Annotated in this window: 17 protein-coding genes; 12 read left to right on the top strand and 5 right to left on the bottom strand. The window is 38.3% G+C overall.

The annotated features are described in order from the left end of the window. Positions 1 to 20: 20 nt before the first annotated feature. The 12 genes from ACZ1GR_RS03605 to trxB all read left to right on the top strand — a co-directional run bounded on the left by ACZ1GR_RS03605 (position 21) and on the right by trxB (position 13,194). Entirely contained in the window at positions 21 to 965 is a 945-nt protein-coding gene (locus ACZ1GR_RS03605) for a PorP/SprF family type IX secretion system membrane protein (RefSeq protein ID WP_472610875.1), read from the top strand. A 1-nt stretch (position 966) separates the two neighbouring features. After that, positions 967 to 2,913, top strand: a complete 1,947-nt coding sequence (locus tag ACZ1GR_RS03600) for an OmpA family protein (RefSeq protein ID WP_472610874.1) — start codon at positions 967 to 969, stop codon at positions 2,911 to 2,913. 397 nt (positions 2,914 to 3,310) lie between these two features. Then, positions 3,311 to 4,078, top strand: coding sequence for a 2-keto-4-pentenoate hydratase (locus tag ACZ1GR_RS03595; RefSeq protein WP_472610873.1), 768 nt, complete (start codon positions 3,311 to 3,313; stop codon positions 4,076 to 4,078). Positions 4,079 to 4,084: 6 nt separating this feature from the next. After that, positions 4,085 to 4,858 carry an IclR family transcriptional regulator gene (locus tag ACZ1GR_RS03590; protein WP_472610872.1) on the top strand — a complete coding sequence of 258 codons (774 nt, stop codon included), beginning with the start codon at positions 4,085 to 4,087 and terminating at the stop codon, positions 4,856 to 4,858. After that, the gene (locus ACZ1GR_RS03585; protein ID WP_472610871.1) at positions 4,855 to 5,964 is read left to right on the top strand and encodes a tryptophan 2,3-dioxygenase family protein; all 1,110 of its coding nucleotides are present in this window, start codon (positions 4,855 to 4,857) and stop codon (positions 5,962 to 5,964) included. The genes ACZ1GR_RS03590 and ACZ1GR_RS03585 overlap by 4 nt, the downstream gene beginning before the upstream one ends. An 8-nt stretch (positions 5,965 to 5,972) precedes the next feature. Further along, entirely contained in the window at positions 5,973 to 7,412 is a 1,440-nt protein-coding gene (locus tag ACZ1GR_RS03580; RefSeq protein WP_472610870.1) for an aldehyde dehydrogenase, read from the top strand. A 31-nt stretch (positions 7,413 to 7,443) separates the two neighbouring features. Next, positions 7,444 to 7,959, top strand: a complete 516-nt coding sequence (locus tag ACZ1GR_RS03575) for a 3-hydroxyanthranilate 3,4-dioxygenase (protein WP_377766593.1) — start codon at positions 7,444 to 7,446, stop codon at positions 7,957 to 7,959. A 6-nt stretch (positions 7,960 to 7,965) separates the two neighbouring features. After that, positions 7,966 to 9,036: an amidohydrolase family protein gene (locus tag ACZ1GR_RS03570; RefSeq protein WP_472610869.1), complete on the top strand. Its 1,071-nt coding sequence runs from the start codon at positions 7,966 to 7,968 to the stop codon at positions 9,034 to 9,036. Beyond that, entirely contained in the window at positions 9,036 to 10,301 is a 1,266-nt protein-coding gene (gene kynU / locus ACZ1GR_RS03565; protein ID WP_472610868.1) for a kynureninase, read from the top strand. Before ACZ1GR_RS03570 ends, kynU begins: the two co-directional genes overlap by 1 nt. Continuing rightward, positions 10,298 to 11,650, top strand: a complete 1,353-nt coding sequence (locus ACZ1GR_RS03560; protein ID WP_472610867.1) for an FAD-dependent oxidoreductase — start codon at positions 10,298 to 10,300, stop codon at positions 11,648 to 11,650. Before kynU ends, ACZ1GR_RS03560 begins: the two co-directional genes overlap by 4 nt. Before the next feature lie 9 nt (positions 11,651 to 11,659). Then, on the top strand, positions 11,660 to 12,073 hold the full coding sequence (locus tag ACZ1GR_RS03555; protein ID WP_472610866.1) for a RidA family protein: 414 nt from the start codon (positions 11,660 to 11,662) through the stop codon (positions 12,071 to 12,073). A 143-nt stretch (positions 12,074 to 12,216) separates the two neighbouring features. After that, a complete protein-coding gene (trxB, locus tag ACZ1GR_RS03550; RefSeq protein WP_472610865.1) occupies positions 12,217 to 13,194 on the top strand; it encodes a thioredoxin-disulfide reductase in 978 nt (325 codons plus the stop codon). 52 nt (positions 13,195 to 13,246) lie between these two features. Here the strand turns inward: trxB and ACZ1GR_RS03545 are convergent, their stop codons facing one another. The 5 genes from ACZ1GR_RS03545 to ACZ1GR_RS03525 form a co-directional block, all read right to left on the bottom strand. Continuing rightward, positions 13,247 to 13,699, bottom strand: coding sequence for a hypothetical protein (locus tag ACZ1GR_RS03545; RefSeq protein ID WP_472610864.1), 453 nt, complete (start codon positions 13,697 to 13,699; stop codon positions 13,247 to 13,249). A gap of 195 nt (positions 13,700 to 13,894) precedes the next feature. Then, positions 13,895 to 14,347, bottom strand: a complete 453-nt coding sequence (locus ACZ1GR_RS03540) for a hypothetical protein (RefSeq protein WP_377766586.1) — start codon at positions 14,345 to 14,347, stop codon at positions 13,895 to 13,897. A 169-nt stretch (positions 14,348 to 14,516) separates the two neighbouring features. Beyond that, a complete protein-coding gene (locus ACZ1GR_RS03535; protein ID WP_472610863.1) occupies positions 14,517 to 15,236 on the bottom strand; it encodes a head GIN domain-containing protein in 720 nt (239 codons plus the stop codon). 95 nt (positions 15,237 to 15,331) lie between these two features. Continuing rightward, complete coding sequence (locus tag ACZ1GR_RS03530) at positions 15,332 to 17,071, bottom strand: PspC domain-containing protein (protein WP_472610862.1); 1,740 nt, start codon at positions 17,069 to 17,071, stop codon at positions 15,332 to 15,334. Next, positions 17,068 to 17,412, bottom strand: coding sequence for a PadR family transcriptional regulator (locus ACZ1GR_RS03525; RefSeq protein WP_377766583.1), 345 nt, complete (start codon positions 17,410 to 17,412; stop codon positions 17,068 to 17,070). The genes ACZ1GR_RS03530 and ACZ1GR_RS03525 overlap by 4 nt, the downstream gene beginning before the upstream one ends. Positions 17,413 to 17,496 lie beyond the last annotated feature (84 nt).

Below are 17,496 nucleotides of genomic sequence, written 5' to 3'. Positions count from 1 at the left end.
TAAATTTTAGCGTGAAAACCATGAAACATATATATATCACTTTAGTATTACTGTTTACGATTTCGGCCGGAATATATGGGCAGCAAGATGCACAGTATACGCAATACATGTACAATACCCTGTCGGTTAACCCTGCATATGCCGGTTCAAGGGGCGTTTTTAGCATAGCTGCATTACATCGTTCGCAATGGGTAGGATTAGACGGTGCACCTACAACACAGACCTTAAACTTTAACACCCCTGTTTCTCGAAGGGTAGGTATCGGATTGTCAATTGTAAATGATGAAATTGGTAACGGAACCAATCAAGACACCTATTTTGATGGTGCATTCTCATACACCATACCTACTTCTTATCAAGGAAAACTTTCCTTTGGTCTAAAGGCAGGAGGGCATTTTCTCAATGTAGATTTTAATCAACTTCGCAACTTTCAAGCCGAGGGGAGTGCAGGCGCTCCCCCAAACATCGATAAAAAGTTCTCTCCAAATTTTGGAGCTGGAGTTTATTATCATACGGATAGGTTCTATGCTGGACTTTCAGTACCCAACTTTTTGGAAACGGAACATTTTGATCGATTGGGGGAAACAGGGGGCTCCTCGTTTCTAGCACAAGAGCGTATGAACTGGTATCTGATTTCTGGGTATGTTTTTGAATTGAACCAAGATTGGAAGTTTAAACCGGCGGTTCTTTTTAAGGCGGTTCAAGGTGCTCCATTACAGGCAGACCTTTCCGCCAATTTTTTATTGAGGGATAAGTTCTCTTTTGGGGCCGCGTACAGATGGAGTGCTGCCCTCAGTGCTTTGGTGGGTATACAGCTAAGCGACCAATTCATGCTGGGCCTGGCATATGACCGCGAAACCACTGAGTTGGGCAATACCGCTTTTAACGATGGCTCTTTCGAGGTATTCTTGAGATATGAGTTTTTGACCCGGTATAGAAAAGTAGTAACCCCTAGATTCTTTTAAAATGACAAAACTAAGATATATACCTGCCCTACTCATCATACTTAGCATCGTCTCGGGAAATGCGCAGAAAAATGAAAAGGCCAAAAGGGCCAAAATCGATTATGAAGCTTTTGCCTATCAAGATGCGATTGGCACCTATGAAGATATGGTCGAAGCGGGTTACACCAGCCAAGAGATTTTTCAGAACCTTGGTAACGCCAACTATCTGAATGCCAATTATGAAGAGGCTGCCAAGTGGTACGGACAACTCTTTACTATGGATTCTGTACAGATCAAAGCCAACTATTATTTCAGGTATGCCCAGAGTCTTAAAAGTTTAAAGGAATATGAAGAATCCCATCAATGGATGGAACAGTTCATAAAAAGGTCCAAGGTTGACGGAAGAGCATCAAAATTTACAAACAACAGAAATTATCTAGAGGATATCAAAAAGCGTTCTGGGCGTTATGAAATATCATTAGCGGACATCAACTCTAAAAGTTCGGATTTTGCACCCTCGTTTTTCGGAAATCAATTGGTTTTCTCCAGTGCCAGGGACACTGGTATTGCCACACGAAGAATCCATGAATGGAACGATACTCCCTTCCTGAATTTATTTTCAGGAACCATGGATGAAAACGGTAATGCCGATAACCCAAAACGTTTTTCCAAAAAACTGAACGCCAAGACCCACGAATCTTCTACTGTATTCACAAAAGATGGAAAGACTATTTATTTTACCAGGAACAATTCTGATAATGGCAGACGATTCTCAAGGGACAAAAAAGGCGTTAGCAGGTTGAAAATCTTTAGGGCCGATCTTGTTGAAGGAGAATGGAAAAACATCGTAGCGTTGCCTTTCAATGGAGATGATTATTCTACGGCCCACCCCACATTGGACCGTGATGAAAAGAAACTTTTCTTTGCATCCGATAGACCGGGTACGTTCGGGGCTTCTGACATATGGGTTGTAGAACTATTCGATGACGGTAACTTTGGCGAGCCCGTTAACCTTGGGCCGGAAATTAATACCGAAGGTAGGGAGACCTTCCCTTTCATTACAGACAATGATATCTTATACTTTGCTTCCGACGGTCATCCCGGTCTGGGCGGTCTAGATGTTTTTGCTTCGGAAATACTGCCCAATCGACCAAAAGACGTACTGAACTTGGGAGAACCTGTAAATAGTGATGAGGACGATTTTTCTTTTATTATTGATACGGAAAGCAAAAAGGGATATTTTGCTTCGAACAGACCTAATGGATTGGGAAGTGATGATATCTATTCTTTTCAGGAAACCGAACCTCTGGTATTCAAGTGTATTTCGAATATCTCGGGTATTGTAAAAAATAGAAACGACGGCAGCATTTTGGCAAATACCAGTGTAGAGGTTTTTGGGACCAACGGTAATGTTATCACTTCCACAAAATCAAATGAAAAAGGGGAATTCTCGGCCGCTTTCGAATGCGATGGCAAAGATTACACTATTGTAGGTACAAAACGGGGCTTCGATGACGGTAAGACACAGTTCAACCTTAAAACATCGAAAGATATCAACAACCTGGAACTGTTGCTGAAACCTGAAGAAAAACAAGCAAAAGAAGGAACAGACCTTGCAAAATTATTAGAACTCAAGCCTATCTATTTTGACTTGGACAGATCAGCAATAAGACCCGATGCCATAGTCGAACTGGAAAAAGTTCGGGACTATATGCGTCAATTTCCAAAATCTAAAATTACTATTAAGTCACATACGGATAGTAGAGGAGATGATAGTTATAACCTGAGCCTTTCGAAAAGACGCGCTAAGGCTACATTAAACTATTTGGTAAACAAAGGCATAAGTTCAAGTAGGCTTAAAGCTAAAGGTTATGGTGAGAAGCAATTATTGAACAGATGCACGAATGGGATTGATTGTACAAATGAGGAACATGATATCAATCGTAGATCTGAGTTTATCATAGAGTAAGTGCTTTTATTATAATATTAATTCGTAACTAAATGATTGATTAATTGTAATTATTTGTCGTAAAAAGGCAATGGAGGAGACTACTTAATATGTAAGTGAAAAATGAAAATCATAGAGATAGATGTAATAGTAGCATTTCTTCAAATTATTTTATAACGCACTAATAACCTGCTAGTTTATAGATTAGCGGGGTTTTTATTTTTACTACTTGATTTTTAAACATCTCTTAATTATCAGAGTAGTTGAATTAAAGTAGAATCCACTGTAATTAAATCTGTTCCTTATAAACCCGCCAATAGTAGAATTTAATACTATTTCTATTCTAAAAATTTGATTCTCGATTAGGCAGATGACATTTTTTTATTTATTTTCATATAATAAAATTGTATTTCATATAATGAAACAAAATATTGTTGAGTTTCCCGAGATTTTAGATGATGCTGTAAAAAATGCAGCTCCCATACCACAATTAAGTGAACGTGCTGAGCTATCATTGGGTGACGCCTATGAGATTCAAGAAGCCGCAATTAACTTGCGAATGCAAAGGGGAGAAGTTCTTTCGGGTATTAAACTTGGGTTTACCAGCAAGGCGAAGATGGAACAAATGGGAGTCCATGATTTAATTTGGGGCAGACTTACCGATAAGATGGAAATTGAAAATCATGGATGTTTAGATAGTAAAAGATTTATTCATCCAAGAGCCGAACCTGAGGTGGCCTATCTTTTAAAAAAGGATGTTGATCAAAATGTGACGAACGATAATGTACTTGAATACGTATCTAACGTTGCTGCGGCTATTGAGATTATAGATTCTAGATACAAGAATTTTAAATTTTCTTTAGAAGATGTTATAGCCGATAATTGTTCTTCATCTGCCTATGTGCTTGGTGAGTGGAAAGATTTTTCAATTGATGCGTCAAATTTGGAAATTAAGATGATGGTAAATAATCAACTTGTGCAAAGCGGAAATTCTAAGGCAATTTTAGGTAATCCATTGAACTCGTTGTTAGAAGCTTTTCGTTTGGCAAAACAGTACAATGTTGATTTAAAGAAAAACATGGTTATTCTGGCGGGTGCGGCTACCCCAGCAGTATATGTGCATAAGAATGATGTTGTAGCAGTTGAGGTAGAGCAACTTGGCGTCGCAACATTGAAAGTAAATTAAAAATTTATGGCTGTTCTTAAAGAACTTAAAAGTTCCGTCGATAAAACCTTTGCGATACTGGAGTATTTTACGGTTGACCGAGCGGAGTGGAGTGTTACTGAACTGGCCAAAGAACTTGATGCAAGTAAGAGTACGGTTTATCGCTTTCTTTCAGATATGCAAAAAAGAGGAATTATGTATCAAGATCCAGTTTCTGGAAAATATGGTCTTGGGCTGAAACTATTTGAACTTGGTAATCGAGTTAGAATTAAATCTGCTTTTACAGATAAAACCCATCCTGTATTAATGGAGGTGGCAAAAAGTATTACTGAGACTGTGCATATTGCAGTGTTTAAAGATGAACAAGTGTACTATGTGGATAAGGTTGAAAGTCCGCAAGGTCTAAGAATTAGCACAACGATAGGGTCTTATAGTCCTGCACATGCGACAAGTTTAGGAAAAGTGCTCCTTGCTTTTTCTTCTTATGATGAAAATCGTTTTGTCCAAAGATTGAAAAGGTACACGGAAAATACAATAACCGAATGCGGGCAGCTGAAAGAAGAACTCAAAAAAATAAAAAAGGATGGCTATGCTGTCGATTATGAAGAGTTTGAAATAGGGTTGATTTGTGTAGCTGTCCCCATTCTAAATCAGAAAAATGAGATTGTCGCTAGTTTAAGCGCTGCAGGCCCCGCCAATAGATTTAAAAAAGAGGAACTTCCGAACTATGTAAAAAAACTGCAAAAAGGGGCTTTGCAAATCCAAAAAAATATAGGTGATTTTAAATTGAATATAACATGAAGGGACAAAACAATTCCAAAAAATACAGCACCATTCATTACCATGATTATTTGGAATTGGATAAAATTTTAGAGGCCCAACATCCGCGAAGCGAGGCAATAGGAGCCCCAGCGCATGAAGAAATGCTTTTTATTATTACCCATCAGGCCTATGAACTATGGTTTAAACAGATTGTTCATGAGTTGGCCTCTATCTTAACCATGTTCGGTAATGAGCAGGTAGATGAACGCAGTGTTGGTACCGTAGTTTCAAGAATAGAGCGTATCGAGAAAATAATGGATTTGTTGATTCAACAAATCGAGATTATGGAGACTATGACACCATTGGATTTTTTGGATTTTAGAAACTATCTTTTTCCGGCTTCAGGGTTTCAGAGTTTTCAGTTTCGATTGGTCGAAAGCTTATTGGGTTTGCCCGAAGAAGAACGCATTACCTATAATAATCACCACTATGCAGCTTTTTTTCCTAAAGAACAGCAAGAACGTTTAGATGCTATTTACGCGAATGGAACCCTATTTGATGCTATTGAGAAATGGTTAGAACGTACCCCATTTATACAATTTGGCAAATTCGCCTTTTTAGAAAGTTATGAAGTGGCCGTCGATAAAATGGTTAAAAAAGAACAAGAAGCGATAAAAACATCTTCATACTTACAAGAGGCAGAAAAGAAAATGCGTTTAAAAATGCTGGGTTCGAAAGACACTTATTTTCAATCTGTTTTAGATAAAAAAATCCATAAGAAGTTAAAGGCCGCAGGGGAGCTGAGATTTTCTTATGATGCTACCGTTGCCGCATTATTTATAAATTTATACCGAGACGAGCCTATTTTGCATCTTCCTTTTAAATTGCTATCCAAATTAATGGAAATAGATAGTAAATTCACCACATGGCGTTACCGACATGCGCAAATGGTATTGAGAATGCTAGGTAAAAAGATTGGCACAGGAGGTTCAAGTGGACATGATTATTTAAATGAAACAGCACAAAAGCATAAGTTTTTTGGAGATTTACACAACATTTCCACCTTGTTAATTCCCCGCTCTGAGTTATCCGATTTGCCACCAGATTTAAAACAAGAACTAAGTTTTTCTTTTACTGCAAAATAATAGCTGAAATGGAAACTATACAGAACTATATAGGGGGAATATTTAAAAACGCTAGAGCAGGGGCTGTATTAGATGTTTTTAATCCTGCAACCGGTGAAGTATATGCAACGGTTCCTGACTCTAAAAAGGAAGATATTGAAGAGGCGGTTTCTGCCGCTAAAAAAGCATACCCTTCTTGGTCTGCAACAACAGTTGAAGAACGACATGATTATTTGATGAAAATCAGTCAAGCTATTGAAGATGAACTAGAAGAACTGACCCTTGCAGAGTCTATAGATAATGGAAAGCCGCTTTGGCTGGCAAAAATGGTAGATATACCTCGTGCTGCAAGTAACATGCGGTTTTTTGCCACCGCAATCATGCAATTTGCCTCCGAAGCGCATGAAATGAACGAACAGGCAATTAATTATACGTTAAGAAGACCACTAGGGCCAGTAGCTTGTATATCACCTTGGAATCTACCTTTATATCTATTTACTTGGAAGATCGCTCCTGCTTTAGCTGCCGGGAATACAGTAGTGGCAAAACCGTCTGAAGTAACCCCGATGACGGCCTACTTGCTTTCAAAAATCGTCATCAAATCAGGATTGCCAGCCGGAGTGCTGAATATTGTGCACGGGCAAGGTAAAGATACAGGCAGGGTTTTAAGCGCTCATAAAGATATCAAGGCAATTTCTTTTACCGGAAGTACAAAGGTCGGCGCCGATATTGCAATGAAGGCTGCACCCTTATTTAAGAAGTATTCTTTGGAAATGGGTGGTAAAAATCCAAATATCATTTTTGCAGATTGTGATTATGACAAGATGTTACAAACCACGTTGCGCTCCTCTTTTTCCAATCAAGGTCAAATTTGTTTATGCGGTTCAAAAATTTTTGTAGAAAAGATTATCTACGAAAAATTTAAACGTGATTTCATTAAAAAAACGAAAGAACTCAAAGTAGGCAATCCGTTAGATGCTGCCACCAAAATAGGAGCTATAGTTTCTAAAGACCATTTTGATAAAATTATGTCTTACATTGACTTGGCGAAAGAGGAGGGAGGGGACATACTTGCAGGTGGAAATTCGGTACGGCCTACAGGTAATGAAAATGGATGGTTTATTGAGCCGACAATTATTGAAGGTCTACCTAGCAATTGTAGAACAAATAGAGAAGAAATTTTTGGCCCAGTTGTTACGCTAATACCTTTTGAAACTGAAGAGGAAGTTCTTAATATGGCAAATAACAATGAGTACGGCCTAGCGGCAACCATATGGACCGAGAATTTGAGTAGGGCACATCGTTTGTCAAATAAGGTTGAAGCTGGTATTATTTGGGTAAATACGTGGTTGCTAAGAGATTTGAGAACTCCGTTTGGAGGAATGAAAAATTCCGGTGTTGGTAGAGAAGGTGGTTTTGAAGCCTTACGCTTTTTTACCGAACCCAAAAACGTTTGCATTGCATATTGAAATAAAGGTCAATTTTTAAAAAATAACTATCATGTCTAAAACATTCAGCCCAATTAATTTTAAAAAGTGGATAGATGATAATCGTGAGTTTTTAAAGCCTCCGGTTGGTAATAAAGCTATCTATAATGAAGATTACATTGTTATGGTCGTTGGTGGGCCAAATTCAAGAAAAGATTACCATTTAAACGAAACGCCAGAATTCTTTTATCAGGTTGAGGGAGATATTGTTTTAAAATTGATGGTGAACGGTTCTCCTGAAGATGTGCATATCAGGGAAGGAGAAATCTACTATCTACCTCCAAACATCCCACACTCTCCTCAACGCGGTGCTAATACCGTGGGTTTGGTTATCGAACAAAAACGATCCGATGATATGATGGATGGTTTAGCTTGGTTTTGCGAAAATTGTGATAATGAGCTTTACAGAGAACCCTTTAAGCTAGATAATATAGAGACAGATATGCCAGTTATTTTTGATAGGTTTTATTCGAATGAAGAATTGAAAACCTGTGATAATTGTGGTACCAAGATGCAATCACCCAAATAAAGACTTATGAGAATTAACGGACATTCCCATCTTTTGCCCTATCCTGAACAAATACCGGCATATCTAAAAGAAAAAGAAATTTTTTGGATAGATGAGGATAGGCAGCATATGTTACAAAAAGGATGGAAACGTCCTGTAACGGATTCCAGTTTTTTCTTAGATGAGAAGCTACAATGGATGGACCGCAACAAAATTGATCATGCCGTAGTGTTGAATCTTTCACAATTGTATGGAAATGGGCTCCGTATTCGAGATATGAAATATGCCTTAAGATTTCAAAATGATTTTAATGCAAAAGTGCAGCACGATCATCCTACAAAATTTACTTGTGGCTTTGTTGTACACGCTGGCTTTATTGATGGGGCATGTTGGGAAATAGAGCGTTGCGTTGAAGAACTTGGCATGCAGGTATTGTGTTTGCCAACGCATTATATGGATTCTATAGGCACCTGGCGCGGAATTTTTGATAAAGAGACAGCACCAATTTTTGAACTGGCCAACAAATTTAAACTGGCCATTGAAATTCATCCATACGATGGAGAAAAATTTATTCAACTAGAAAACCAATCTTGGCGTTTTCACTTGGTTTGGATGTTGGCGCAGTGCGCAGATGCCTACCACTTTTACACTTTAGACGGTTTGTATGACAAGTATCCTGATATACGGGTTTGCTTTGCTCATGGTGGTCAACTAAATCACTTGAATATTGGCAGAAGAACACAAGGATTCGATGGTAGACCAGACCTTTTTGAAGGACAGTCGCGCCCAAGAAAAGCCCTAGGTCATCCAAATATTTATTTTGATACACTCGTGCATGATACTATTTCATTTGAGTTGATGGTACGCCGTCAAAAAGGAACGGATCAGTTAATACTTGGATTGGATGATCCTTATCCACTAGGGGAAATGGAGAGCGAAAAGCAATCATCGTACCCAGGTAAATTATTGGATTTAGCAGTAGAGGAAGCAATCATCACTGAAAAACAGCACGAAGAAATTTGGGATAAAAACGTTGCAAGATGGTTGTGCGGAGATAATATTGATGCCTTTTATAACAGAGTTAAGAAAAAGATATAATGAAGCATAGCTTGGCTTACGCTCAAGAACAAGATGCGCAAGACGAATTGGGTTCTTACAGGAAAAAATTTCATATTCCCAAACAAGAAAATGGAGCATTGCACACGTATTTATGTGGCAATTCTTTGGGGCTACAGCCAAAGATAACAAAGGAATATGTTCAACAAGAGTTGGATGATTGGGCAAATTATGGTGTAGAGGGACATTTAAATGCAAAGAACCCATGGTTGCCTTACCATGAGTTTTTAACCGAGAAGATGGCCAGAATAGTGGGTGCCAAGCCCATTGAAGTGGTGGTTATGAATACTTTGAGTGTCAACCTACATTTATTAATGGCGACATTTTATAGACCTACCAAAGAGCGTTATAAGATTTTAATAGAGTCCGATGCTTTTCCTTCCGATAGGTATGCAGTAGAATCACAATTAAAATTTCATGGATATCCAGATGGCCTATTAGAACTCAAACCAAGAAACGGTGAAACACTTCTAAGACCTGAGGATATTGAACGCAAAATTGAGACGGAAGGAAATGAAATCGCCCTAATTCTTATTGGTTGTCCGAATTATTACACAGGTCAGGTTTTTAATATTAAACGTATAGCTGAATTAGGTCACAATAAAGGTTGCATGGTAGGTATTGATCTGGCGCACGGCGCTGGTAATTTAAAGCTAGAACTACATGATTCCAATATAGATTTTGCAGCGTGGTGCACCTATAAGTATTTGAATAGTGGCCCTGGCAGTGTAGGTGGTTGTTTTATACACGAACGGCACGCAAGGTCTTTTGATTTGCCGCGATTTGCAGGTTGGTGGGGTCATGATAAAGCGACTCGTTTTGGCATGCGCGATGAGTTTAGCCCTATTGCCGGGGCCGAAGGTTGGCAGTTGAGTAATCCGCCTATTTTATCCCTGGCCGCAATAAAGGCCTCACTCGATATTTTTGATGAGGTAGGTATGGAAAAACTTCATAAAAAATCAATTCAACTTACAGGTTATTTAGAGTATTTATTGAACTATTTTTTGGAAAACGAGGTCGAAATTATCACTCCTAAAAATCCTGAGGAACGTGGTTGTCAACTATCCCTTCAGTTAATTAGAAAAGAAGGTAAAAAGGTGTTCGAAGCAATAACAAAAAGAGGTGTCATTGCTGATTGGCGTGAACCAAATGTGATCCGAATAGCTCCGGCCCCCTTGTATAACTCTTACCAAGACGTATATCATTTTGTTATGATTTTAAAAGAAGAATTAGATACTAACCAATGAAGGAGACTAAAAAAATAGTAATAGTTGGCGCTGGGTTGTGTGGTTCTTTATTGGCAATTCGCATGGCGCAAAGGGGGCATAACGTTGAAGTATACGAACGCCTGCCAGATATGCGAAAAACGCCTCTTGCCGGCGGTCGCTCCATAAATTTGGCGCTATCAGACCGTGGACTTAAGGCAATTAAGAGTGCTGGTTTTAAAGAAGAAATACTTGAAGAATGCATAGGTATGGATGGTCGTATGATTCATAGTATTAACGGAGAAGAACGTTTTTCAAGTTACAGCGGTAGGGAAGGGGAAAGAATAAACTCGGTTTCTAGAACAGGCCTCAATATTACCTTGTTGGATAAAGCCGATGAATTTGATAATGTGAACATCCATTTCGATTCTAAATGCAAACATATCGACTTAGACAACGCCGTTGCCGAATTTGTCGATAAAGATGGAAAGGCAATAACGGTTAAAGCCGATGTTATTTTAGGGACAGATGGAGCAGGCTCTATAGTCAGAAAGAGCATGATGGCAAGAACGCCCGAGCTTTTGTTCAATTATTCTCAGAATTTTCTTCGTTCAGGATATAAAGAATTAGAAATACCTGCTACTGATGAAGGCGGTTATCGAATAGAAAAAAACGCGCTACATATTTGGCCACGAGGTAAATTTATGATGATTGCACTGCCTAATTTAGATGGTAGTTTTACGGTTACACTATTTCACCCCTATGAAGGCGAAGGCGGTTTTAATACTTTGAACACTAAGGAGAAAGTAGTTGATTTTTTTAAGAAATACTACCCTGATAGTTTACAGCATTTCCCCAATTTGGCCGAAGAGTATTTTAATAATCCCGTCGGAATGTTAGGTACCATAAAGTGCTATCCTTGGCAGGCTTTCGGGAAAACTTTGATAATGGGCGACGCTGCGCATGCCATTGTTCCTTTTTACGGTCAAGGAATGAATGCTTCTTTTGAGGATGTGCGTATTTTTGACGAGACTTTAGATGAATGCAATGATGATTTTGAAAAGGCATTTCAAAAATTTCAAGAAATAAGGGTTCATAATACAAATGCCATTGCAGATTTAGCAGTTGATAATTTTTATGAAATGCAGGATAAGGTCTCTGATGAGATTTTTATTCGAAAACGCACCATAGAAATGAAATTAGAACAGACCTATCCCGACTATTATTCCAAATATTCTTTGGTTACTTTTCAAGAAGACCTACCATACCATGAGGCTATGATACGAGGTCGAAAACAAGATGAGTTGTTACTGAAAATCTGTTCGTCTGTAGACTGGGATACTATACCTATAGAGACTATTTATGAACAAGTGAAGCAGTTGACCATATAAAATAAAAAAATGGGCAGTAAAACGATTAAGGACAAAGCCAAACCATTAGGTAATTATCCGCATATGAAGAGGGTAGGCGATTATATTTTTGTCTCGGGCACGAGTAGTCGCAGGCCAGATGATACCCATATTGGGGCTACAAAAAAAGAAGATGGTTCCTGGGACCTCGATATAAAATTACAGACCCATGCCGTGATCAAGAATATTGAAGCCTTAATCCAAAATATGGATGCATCCTTAAAAGATGTAGTGGATATTACCACTTTTTTGGTAGATATGGATGATTTTAAAGGTTACAACGAGGTATACGGACAATTTTTTGATAGTACCGGGCCAACCAGAACTACAGTTGCCGTGCATCAACTACCACACCCTAACCTGTTAATAGAAATAAAAGCTTTGGTTTATAAACCCTTGCTGTAGTATAATACATTTAGTAATTTCTGTGGTTCTGTAAAGTATTGCTCAATTGTTCTTATTTGTTTATAAGCTTTAATAGCTTTTTGTAAGGTTTTGACCAAAAAACCTACTTTTGTAGTTACAGAATTTTAGAGGATATTTTAGTTATGTCAGAACAAATAGAAAGATTAAAAACATTAATTATAGGCTCTGGACCTGCAGGATATACTGCAGCTATTTATGCCGCTAGAGCAGATTTAAAGCCCGTAATGTATACCGGTATGGAACCAGGCGGACAACTAACGACTACCACCGAAGTAGATAATTTTCCAGGATATCCGGAGGGAATAGACGGACCCACAATGATGGTACAATTACAACAACAGGCAGAACGTTTTGGAACCGAAGTAAGAATAGGCATGGTGACTTCGGTAGACTTCAGCGATGAGATAGGAGGAATACATAAAGTTGTTGTCGACAATGATAAAACTATTGAAGCGGAAAGTATTATAATTTCTACTGGTGCCACTGCAAAATATCTAAATATTCCGAGCGAACAAAAATTGCGTGGTGGGGGCGTTTCTGCCTGCGCCGTTTGTGATGGATTCTTTTATAAAGGGCAAGACGTGGCAATTGTAGGTGCAGGTGATACAGCTGCCGAAGAAGCCTCGTATTTGGCAAATATTTGTAACAAAGTTACCATGTTGGTCAGAAAAGACCATATGCGGGCTTCAAAAGCAATGCAGCATCGTGTCAATAGTTTAGAGAACATAGAGGTACGTTACAATACGGAAGTAGATGAGGTTTTAGGAGATCAGGTTGTTGAAGGGCTTAGAATGGTCAATAATAAAACCGGTGAGAAAGAGGATATTGGAATTACGGGTTTATTCATCGCCATTGGGCATAAACCAAATACTGATATTTTTAAAGGTCAGATAGATATGGACGATACCGGGTATATTATTACCCAAGGCAAATCGACCAAGACAAATAAACCGGGAGTGTTTGCTAGCGGAGATGTGCAAGACAAAGAATATAGACAAGCGGTAACTGCTGCAGGAACAGGTTGTATGGCAGCTTTAGATGCAGAACGATATTTAGCGGAAGTAGGTTCAACGGAAGAAGTTACTGCCCGCTGGGATTAGGAATAACTTTTTTTGAAATAACAAGGCCGCATTATAGAGTGCGGCTTTTTTATTAGTCTATTCTTATATAGTTTTCTGAATGTACTCGTTTACCATCACCATCTAAAGTAATCTGACTAAAGGAATCCTCATTAAAAATAAGTTCAAATTCAAACACTTGAATACTATCCATCATATCCATCATTGTAGAAGAACCATATTCTAAGGTCTCAAAAAGCCTGTTTTTGGTAGTTCTATAGGAACCATAACCAAACCATTCTGCTGATACGGAAGGCACTATTCTGGTCCACATTACTTTATTGTTATTATACATTTTGATTTGACGGGCACCCGTACTTTCTTCTAAGATGGTATCGGTCACATTGACCCCATCATAGAGATAATGACTAGCCAATTCCCAAGTGCCATTGATAGATTTTTGTTCTTTAGATTCCTGTTTTGAATTGTTAGTGGTTGCTGATATGGTTACAAAAAGCAATAACAATAATCCAAATAAATTTCTCATAGGTAGAATTTAGAAGGAATAGTCAGTTATAGTTGGGTTCAATATATGAACGAAAATTCTTTCAAATATTGTAGTAAAGTTAATAAAATTTTGACAAATCAAAAGTAACCCATCTTAATGTGGGCCTTGTAATAGGTTTTGTTTAGCTATCGCGTTTTGTTCGCGGGCAAAAAGTAAAGCTAAAAAGTATGAAGCTTAATCGATACGCTTATAATTTTCTGAAAAAGTTCGGTTACCTTCTTCATCAATATTTATTTGGCTGTAGGTATCGTCTTTTAGAACAAGATCAAATGTAAACACCCGCATGGTATCCATAGCTTTCATCATTTCCGCATCACCATATTCAAGTGTTTCTATCAGTTGGTCGTCCGTAATCTTGTAAGACCCATAACCAAACCTTCCGTTAGGTTCTTCCGGTACATAACGCGACCACATTATTTTACCATTGTAATACATTTTAACTTGTCGGTAACCTGCTTCTTTTGGTAGAGTGTCCGATACGTTTTCGCCGTCATCATAATTGTAAAAGCTTTCCAATTCCCAAGTGCCTTCAATGGAATGATAATTAGGGTTAGGTTTGGCTGAGGTAAGCATGGTGAAAGACACGAGAACTACAAGTAAAAAAACGGAGGTGAGGAGATTTTTCATGGTCGATAGTTTTAAGTGAGCAATAAAGTTCTTTTAAGGTACAAAAAATTGTTAAACACTTAATTATGAAGCCAATAAATTGGACCAATAGCTTTTTTAGGCTACAGTAAAAACAAAAAACCTCAAGTTTAACTTGAGGTTTTTAGAAGGTTAGATCGGTTTGATGTTTTTAGTACTTATGTACACTGCCCGCAGCTGATTTTTTCTTTGAAACCTGTGCATCTCCTGAATATGAAATGTCGGCACCACTACTGGCATTGGCCGTTAAAGATTCTGAAACATTGACCGAAATATCAGAACCGCTACTTGCGTCAGCATTACAACGTTTGGTAAGTAAAGCTCGTGCCTTGATATCCGCACCGCTACTGGCATTAGCATAAAAAACTTCCGCACGGCCAGATATCTTTATATCGGCACCACTACTGGCATCTGCTTCAATTTCTGCAGCAACCACTTCAACCTCTATATCCGAGCCACTGCTTGCATCTAAATCAAGTTTTTCGGTTTTAATTTCATTTTGCGCGATAAGGTCTGCACCACTTGAACTTTTAAGCACTGTTATTTCTGGTAGAGAGACATAAATATTTTTAGTTGCCCTTCCAATATTTTCCAAAGTGTGCACTCTAAGTTTTCCCTCTTTGATATCGGTTGCAATAAGCTCGATTACATTTTCATCGGCCTCGACCAGAATCTTAAATTCATCACCTTGCGTAACAAAAACATCAAGGCCTTCGGCCGCGGATATTTCTGTAAACTCTTCCGTAATCTTTCTGGTTTCTTCGGTAACCACTCCATTTCCTTTTTTGCCATCACCAAAGCTGATATTGACGCATGATGAAGCAAATAGCGCCAAAACAAGGCCAATTGCAATTCTTACTAGTGTTGTCATGATTGTTGTTTTTTAGATTGATTAAAATTCGTGTTTTTGTTTGTTGTTTTTTTATAAAAGTCACCCAATTGTCGTATCGAGTGACCGAATTGTAATTAGTTTTTTTCTTCTGCCTTTATTTGAACGCCATCTTCATCAATTTTCATTTCAAAAGAATCTTGTTCGTCATTAATGTCAATGTCAATTCCGTCTTTATTAATGATTATTTTACCGTTTCCGTCATCGTCGTGATTCCAGTCTTGGTCATCTTCTTCAATAGGACATTCATGGCATTGTAACTCTCCATCGTCGCTCATTAACCAAGTATGATCTGCGATACTACTTCTGTAATAGTCACGATCATTTTTTGTACTACGACCAATATGTCTCTTGGTAGATTCATCGAATGAGATGTAACTTCCGGCAGGAATGTAAATGGTAGAGCGAACCTCTTGTTGTCTTGCTTTATTTGCTGTTGAGGTGGTCAAATAATCATCTAAAACAATTTCATTGCCTGAAACCGTATACCCATACGAAACCTCTTTTGCCTTATCTCTAGCTACTTGAAAGGTACTGCCATGACTATCTTTGCGCACATTTATGCGAACAATCGAATCATCTGACTTTTTAATATTAAAGCGCACATCATCGGATACTAAAATTGGGTTATCATTCTCATCATAAGACAATACCATGCGACCAAAGTGAATTCTATCTGAACCATACTCATATTCATTCTCTTTCATTCTAATACGTATAGTATCGTTTAAATCTGTAACTACTAACTCTGATTTTTCGTTAATACTGCCAACAGTCGCAAATTCTGCTGCCTGACGTATACCTAAAGCTGCTAAGACCCCAATTGAAATTAACCATAAGCCCAATAAAGAGAATTTTGCTATGTTTCCTATAGACTTTAGATTGGTAACCAAGATTTTTAGTCCTAGGTACAACACAAAGAAAAATGGAATACCAACGGCAAAAAACAAGAGCAATGAAATTAACCAAACCGGCGAACCAGTGGTATTTACTATTTCATAAAAGTCTACGCCTGGAAAATGTACCGCATCTATAATACCAACAGAGAATAGTGCAATAAATAATCCTATAAGCGAAGTGGCGCCAATTATGATCAAGAGTATGCCAATGAATTTACCAAATACTTTAAAAAAGAACATGATAATATCACCTATAGTATCAAAAAAGGTTTTGGAGCCGCTTTTAACCTTGTTGCCTACTTTTTCGTAGTCTACACTTTTGACTGCGTCAGAAACATCATCAAACCCCTCTTTAACTTTGCGTTCTATATTGCTGATGTTTATAGGCTTTCCCGTCATATCCAACTTCTGCGAAGTTGATGATGCTTCGGGAACCAAAATCCAAAGTAAAATATAGGCTATAAATCCAAAGCCTGTAAATACCGCCAAAAGGATAAAAATCAACCTGATCCATACAGCATCGAAACCTAAATAGTACTCAAGACCGGAACATACCCCGCCGATGTATTTTTGTTCTACATCGCGATATAATTTCTTGGCTTTCGTTTGAGATTTAGCTTCTGATGTTCTAGGCTGGTCTTCAAAGATATCTTCATCGACCATATAATCTTCAGGCTGCCCCATTATAGTGATTACCGCGTCTACTTCTTTTTGGGTAATTACCTGACGCTCGTTCTCCATTTTTTCAAGGAAAAGTTCGGCGACACGGGCTTCTATATCTGCTATAATTTCATCGCTTCCTGCGGTACCTGAGAATGATCGTTTTATAGACTCTAAGTAACGCCTAAGCTTATTATACGCCTCATCATCGATATGAAAGAGCGTATTTGCTAGATTTATGTTTACTGTCTTGTTCATTTTGTTGCTGATTGTTTTGTGTTGGTTACTAAGTTCACTGCGTTTCTAAGTTCATCCCACGTGCCGTTAAGTTCGTTAAGAAATAACTGGCCCGTTTCGGTGAGTGCATAATATTTTCGTGGTGGCCCAGAGGTAGATTCTTCCCAACGGTAGTTGAGCAAACCTGCATTTTTGAGCCTTGTAAGCAAAGGGTAGATAGTGCCCTCTACTACTAGCATCTTAGCGTCTTTTAAGGCTCCTAGAATTTCTGATGCATATTTATCCTTATCTTTTAAAATGGACAAAATGCAATACTCTAGAACCCCTTTGCGCATTTGTGCTTTTGTGTTTTCTATGTTCATAATTTTGTGGGTCTAATTTTGCCGAACCCGGTCCGGTGTCTGATTAACTGTTCGTTTTTGCCTCCGTGCCTATCCGCTGTGATG

The organism is Croceitalea sp. W27, assembly GCF_055693185.1.
Note: the sequence above shows the minus strand (reverse complement) of the source record. Positions and strands in the feature narration are given on the sequence as shown.